Origin of the sequence: Methanobacterium formicicum (assembly GCF_029848115.1) — an archaeon.
In the GTDB taxonomy this organism is placed as follows: Archaea; Methanobacteriota; Methanobacteria; order Methanobacteriales; family Methanobacteriaceae; genus Methanobacterium; species Methanobacterium formicicum.
This window is the reverse complement of sequence record NZ_JARVXG010000057.1, coordinates 12,501-17,500: the sequence shown is the minus strand read 5'-3', so window position 1 is coordinate 17,500 and position 5,000 is coordinate 12,501. Positions and strand designations below refer to the sequence as shown.

At 43.8% G+C, this 5,000-nt stretch carries 5 protein-coding genes (1 of these 5 only partly in view); 1 reads left to right on the top strand and 4 read right to left on the bottom strand.

The genetic code is table 11. The features are described 5' to 3' along the window. Together QC759_RS10460 and QC759_RS10455 are read right to left on the bottom strand one after the other, a co-directional pair. Positions 1-1,022, bottom strand: the 5' portion of a protein-coding gene (locus tag QC759_RS10460; protein WP_048072392.1) for an MmgE/PrpD family protein. The gene continues 352 nt to the left of window position 1, outside the view; the window shows 1,022 of its 1,374 coding nt (coding positions 1-1,022); it begins with the start codon at positions 1,020-1,022; its stop codon lies off the left edge, out of view. A 95-nt stretch (positions 1,023-1,117) separates the two neighbouring features. Next, positions 1,118-2,410 carry a tRNA(Ile)(2)-agmatinylcytidine synthase gene (locus QC759_RS10455; RefSeq protein WP_048072391.1) on the bottom strand — a complete coding sequence of 431 codons (1,293 nt, stop codon included), beginning with the start codon at positions 2,408-2,410 and terminating at the stop codon, positions 1,118-1,120. Between the two features lie 26 nt (positions 2,411-2,436). Here QC759_RS10455 and QC759_RS10450 point away from each other — a divergent pair, with 26 nt between their 5' ends. Further along, positions 2,437-3,393: a transcriptional regulator gene (locus QC759_RS10450; RefSeq protein ID WP_231553477.1), complete on the top strand. Its 957-nt coding sequence runs from the start codon at positions 2,437-2,439 to the stop codon at positions 3,391-3,393. A 134-nt stretch (positions 3,394-3,527) separates the two neighbouring features. Here the strand turns inward: QC759_RS10450 and QC759_RS10445 are convergent, their stop codons facing one another. Together QC759_RS10445 and QC759_RS10440 are read right to left on the bottom strand one after the other, a co-directional pair. Continuing rightward, positions 3,528-4,277, bottom strand: coding sequence for a hypothetical protein (locus QC759_RS10445; RefSeq protein ID WP_048072389.1), 750 nt, complete (start codon positions 4,275-4,277; stop codon positions 3,528-3,530). Between the two features lie 72 nt (positions 4,278-4,349). Next, positions 4,350-4,691, bottom strand: coding sequence for a heavy metal-binding domain-containing protein (locus QC759_RS10440; RefSeq protein WP_048072388.1), 342 nt, complete (start codon positions 4,689-4,691; stop codon positions 4,350-4,352). Between the last annotated feature and the right edge of the window lie 309 nt (positions 4,692-5,000).

Below are 5,000 nucleotides of genomic sequence, written 5' to 3'. Positions count from 1 at the left end.
TCCTCAATATTTAAACCCCCCTTTAAAATTGCCAGGGCCATGCTCACTGGTAAACTCTGCCGGACACCCTCCACAGTTTCAGGATGATACTCATCATGTTTGGCTGCAATATCATAGGTTTCAACCGTTATATCCTGAATATCCTGGATTTTAACATTTTCATTCTCCAGGATATGGAGGGTGGCCTCGAGGGAGGAATGTAAATGTCGGCAGACAGGATATTTTTTGAAGTAAACCCCTGAAATTTCAAAGTTTCCGGAAGTTGATTCCCTGGCCTTATCATCATGATCAGGATATTTTTTTCCTGTACAATCACCCATGGCATTAAATAATCCTTCAGTCCCTTCTAAAATGGTTTGGGCTCCGGTAAAACCTTTTTGGGCCAGTAATGCGGATAAAACTCCAGATTGGGCGGCTCGGCCGGCATGAAGGTGTTTGCCCATACTTCCGGCATGGTCTGATTCCAGTAGTCCTGCAGCCTGGGTCCCGGCCAGTCCCAGGGTATTTAAAATTTCTTCCCCCTCCAGATCTAATATTTTCGCTGCTGCTGCTGCTGCGCCAATGGTTCCACAGGTACCGGTGGTGTGGAAACCTTTCTGACGGTGACCAGGGTTTATAATCTTGCCCAACCTAATGGCCACGTCGTATCCTACCACCAGGGATGTTATAAATTCTCTTCCTGACTTGTTACCTGATTCAGCCAGGGATAGTGCCGCGGGTATTACACAGGCCCCGGGATGAAGCTGGGCCAACCGGTGGCCGTCATCCAGGTCCAGGCAATGGGCAGAAACCCCGTTGGCCAGCGCAGCATCAGGGGCATGGGAGGTACTTCCTCCGATAACCGTGGATTTACCTCCAGGGGGTATGATATCTCTTATAATTTGTCCACTCTTGTTACGAGAACCTCGAAGTGAGACCCCTAAAAAATCCAGAAAGCATAGCTTGGCTTGTTCAATAACCTCCGGGGGGAGGACCTGATAGTTCACTGAACCAATGAATTCTGCAATATCTTGGGTGATCATGTTATACCTCTAAGGAATTATGCATCTAAGGAATAAAAGTGGCCTCTAAGATTAAGATTAAAAGGGACCTCTAAGATTAGGATTACTATCCCAAATCAACCCCTGACCAGGGGTTTGCTCAGATGTCTACGGGCAGAGGGAGGAACTTCATAAAAACCTTTACTTATAGTTCTTTTAACTTCTCTCTTTTCTCTGATTTCTTCATCTTTCCCCTCCACACTTTTTTTACTACCGCATTTAGGACATTTATAACCTTTATTCTTCCCTGCGGACTTCATACGTTTTCCACATTCACAGAGGGGGTTAAGATATTCACATACCTTGGCCAAATCAGTTATTTCAATCTTTTCCATGTTGAGGGTGCCCTTATTTCCAATTCCACCACAGACCACCAGCTGGTCTCCAGGGGCCAGCTTTCGTACCACATCACGGAACTTTTTGGTGGGTTCGTAGGCGGCACATTCTATCTCCCCGGAATCATCCTCCAGGGTGAAAATTATGTGTCCCCCTTCAATAACCATTGGTTGGGTTTTAACCGTTCCCTGGATGATGTAACACTGGAACTGTTTCATCTGGTCAATGGAATCTATTTTTTGCAGGTGCATATCTGTGTGTTGGTTGGTTAAAAATACTCGGAATGATTCCACTGGTTCGGTTACCTTCACCAGTTTATGGGCTTCCCCCACTGCCTCCGGGCTCTCTCCCCTGATCCCGTAAAGCACGGGGCAGGGGGTGTGGGGAGTTATGGCCATGTAACCGTCGTCAATGTTATCAAAAGTATCAGGGTAAGTTTTCTGGTTCATTTCCAGTACAGAATCAGCATCAACCTTTCTCTGTGTACCGTAGTTGGTCGGGTCACGGTAGGCCAAAAGTTCATAGGTAACATCATCAAGGGGGCAGCCAATAGCAGCCAGGGACCCAATCACCCCTCTTCCTTTTTTGAACTTGAAAATCTCAGCCCCTATTTTCTGAGCCAACTTTTCAGCTTCTTCCTGGGTTACAATGGTGCGTATGGTTCGCCGGGCGTAGTCCTCCAGTTCAGGGGTTATTTCCCCTTCATAAAATACCACGCCGGGATTGGTTTTAGGGTCATCCATAACTGAAAGTTTTTCCACCAAGTCCAGAATTAGTTTTTTGGCTTCATGAACTTCTTTTCTGGATTTTAAAATCATTTTAAATGATACTCCTCCGTTTCCCCTGGTTTTATGAGGGGCGAAGGGGTTGAGGCGTATCAGGCGAGGTGGTCCATCCACCCGGAAACCACAACTTTTAAGTTGGTCCATAATCACACTACATATATATGTGGTGCACATACCACTGGCGGAGTCAGTGTCATCCAGGCCCACGTAAACTCTAAATAAATCACTATCTAAATTATTATCATTCATGTAAACTATCACCGGGGTGTTTTTTCATGTCGAACATGCCCATACATAGAGATCAAATTATCACTCATATCAACGAGCTCCTATCCAAGCATGGATTTGACACTTCTAATATATATGATAGAAGTTGTTTTGATCTGGTGGCACGGAAGGAACTACTTTTACTTTTAATGAAGGTACTGGTTAACGTGGACGGGTTCAGTGCAGCCCATGCCCAGGAAATAAAAAGGGTAGCTCGCACATTCTTTGGTTCACCCCTTTTAGTAGGCCTTAAATCCAAGAAAGAAGTCTTAGAAGAAGACGTGGTCTATGAACGTCATGGCATACCAGTCATTGCACCTTCAACCCTGCGGAACATAGTGGTGGAAGAGGTATATCCTGAGATATTTGCCGACCGGGGCGGGTACTATGTGGAAATTGACGGCCAGATAGTCAAGGAAATGAGAGAGCATCACAACCTTTCATTGAAGGATTTGGCAGACCAGGCCCATGTATCACGGGAAACAATATATAAATATGAAACTGGCCGGGTACGTGCACAGCCCGACACTGCATTTTTACTGGAAAGCATACTTAATATGAGGATCACCCTTTCAGTTAACCTGTTTGCAGTTCCCCCTAAGGAAAATGAAACTGAAGTTAAAAAGGGTGAACCCCGGGAACTGGTTGATCTAGGTTTTGGGGTTATTAACACCAATCGAACACCCTTTGATGCTCTGGCCCAGGCAGAAGCCACCTCCAGGAAGGCAGAACCCCTCATCACGGATCTGGAGAAAAACCGGAACCAGAAGGTACTACGTAAAATGGCCACCAACCTTAATGATCTCTCCGCAGTGATCGGCACGGATGCAGTTTTTATAATGGAAAATAAGAAGGCTGCGGAGTGCATCGATGGGATACCAGTGGTTCACAGCTGGGAAATCGGCGAAATGAAGGACCCTGCTGAATTTTTGAAGATGCTGGCGGAAAGAAGGGAATGCAATTAAATCGTGTGTTTCTTTTATGGGGTTATTCTTTCATATTTTTGGTTTTTTCTTTAATTTGAGCAATTTTAATGTTAAAATTAAAAAAAATTAAACATTTAAAGAACTTATAAAAAAAAAATATTGATGAACCCCTTTCAACATTCAAATAACTTCGAAAAGGTTTCTTCTGCTTCCCTCTCGGAAGCTATGCCCAGGGCCACCATATCCACATAATCTACTGTTTTAAGGTAATCAAATGCCTTACCCGGGGTCATTATTCCCGCAGCAAGCACGTGCATGGCAATTATGGTTTTATCCAGTTTATGGATCATTTCCCCAAATTCTGCCCTCACTGCGGGTACAAAGGTATCTGAGTCCATAAGGTAACCCAACTGGTTAAGGGGGATCATGTAAAGCTTGAAATCATTCAGTATGGGTGATTCTAGTAGTTCCTGAGTGGTTTTAAAGGGAAACTGGGTCACAAGGCCTGGCACTGCACCGGTGTCCTTGATAAGGTCCAGTTTTTCTCCCAGTACCTCCCAGTCTCTCTGGTCAGTGGTCACGGGATCAACCAGCATGGCCTGGGCATCTAAATCAGCCAAAAGTCTTATATCCTCACTTTCAGATTCCGGGCGGATGGTAGCTATAATTTCCAGGGGGAAACCTTCTTCACGTGCAATTTCCAGAGCTTCTACCACTGGTGGATGCGGTATCAGCTGGATTCCCCGGACTCCCATTTCATAGGATTTGATCATTACCTTGGCCATTGCCCTGGGGTTACGGTAAAGATCCAGGAGATACAATCGGGCACGATGTCCGAAATGAGATGCACCACTAAAGGGGGAAGTCCCCAGTAGAGTACGGGGGATCTTTTTTCCTTCTACTTCCAGGTAACCTTCTAACATTTTATCATTCAATTAACAAATTAATTTTTTTCAGATTACGGTCAACTTTTTTGTGTTTGGAATAAATACCATTTATTCGACTTTATGGGCTACAACCGCAGTTCCAAAGACTAGTATCTCCTGCATTACATCGGAAATATCATTGGAGTCGTAACGGGCACTGATTATGGCGTTGGCTCCCATGGCCTTGGCATGGTCAATGGCTCGGGTCATGGCTTCGTCCCTGGTTTCTTCCATCATGCTCACATATTCCTTGATTTCTCCACCGAACATGGAACGTATCCCGGCACCAATTTGACCTCCTACACCCCTGCTGCGCACGGTAAGGCCGTAAACAAAACCCTTAGTTTCGGTAATTTCATATCCAGGTATGTAATTTGAGCTTACAATAATGTATTCATCTACTGAGACCATGGTTTAACCTCCTGAAATATCCCACTTTTAGAGATTTATTCAAAATATCAACATTCATAATTGATATTTTAAGGTATATATTTATATGGGTGATTTAAATCTTTAAATAGATTTTAAACCGCCTAATGCATATTAAATTATTTTTAAATACCTAATTGTCATGGAAATAATCAAATATAACTTTAAATTTATTTATTTTTCAAATGATTAGATTTGGATAGTTAAAACCAGGATGCCAACCGGGACTAATGGTGTTAATTGGGATTTTTCCCATAAGATTATAATGATCACCTGGATTGGACAAACAGA

Coding starts and splice junctions, on each gene's coding strand:
- QC759_RS10455 (WP_048072391.1), bottom strand. CDS start 2,410: ATGAATGATAATAATTTAGATAGTGATTTATTTAGAGTTTACGTGGGC.
- QC759_RS10450 (WP_231553477.1), top strand. CDS start 2,437: ATGTCGAACATGCCCATACATAGAGATCAAATTATCACTCATATCAAC.
- QC759_RS10445 (WP_048072389.1), bottom strand. CDS start 4,277: ATGTTAGAAGGTTACCTGGAAGTAGAAGGAAAAAAGATCCCCCGTACT.
- QC759_RS10440 (WP_048072388.1), bottom strand. CDS start 4,691: ATGGTCTCAGTAGATGAATACATTATTGTAAGCTCAAATTACATACCT.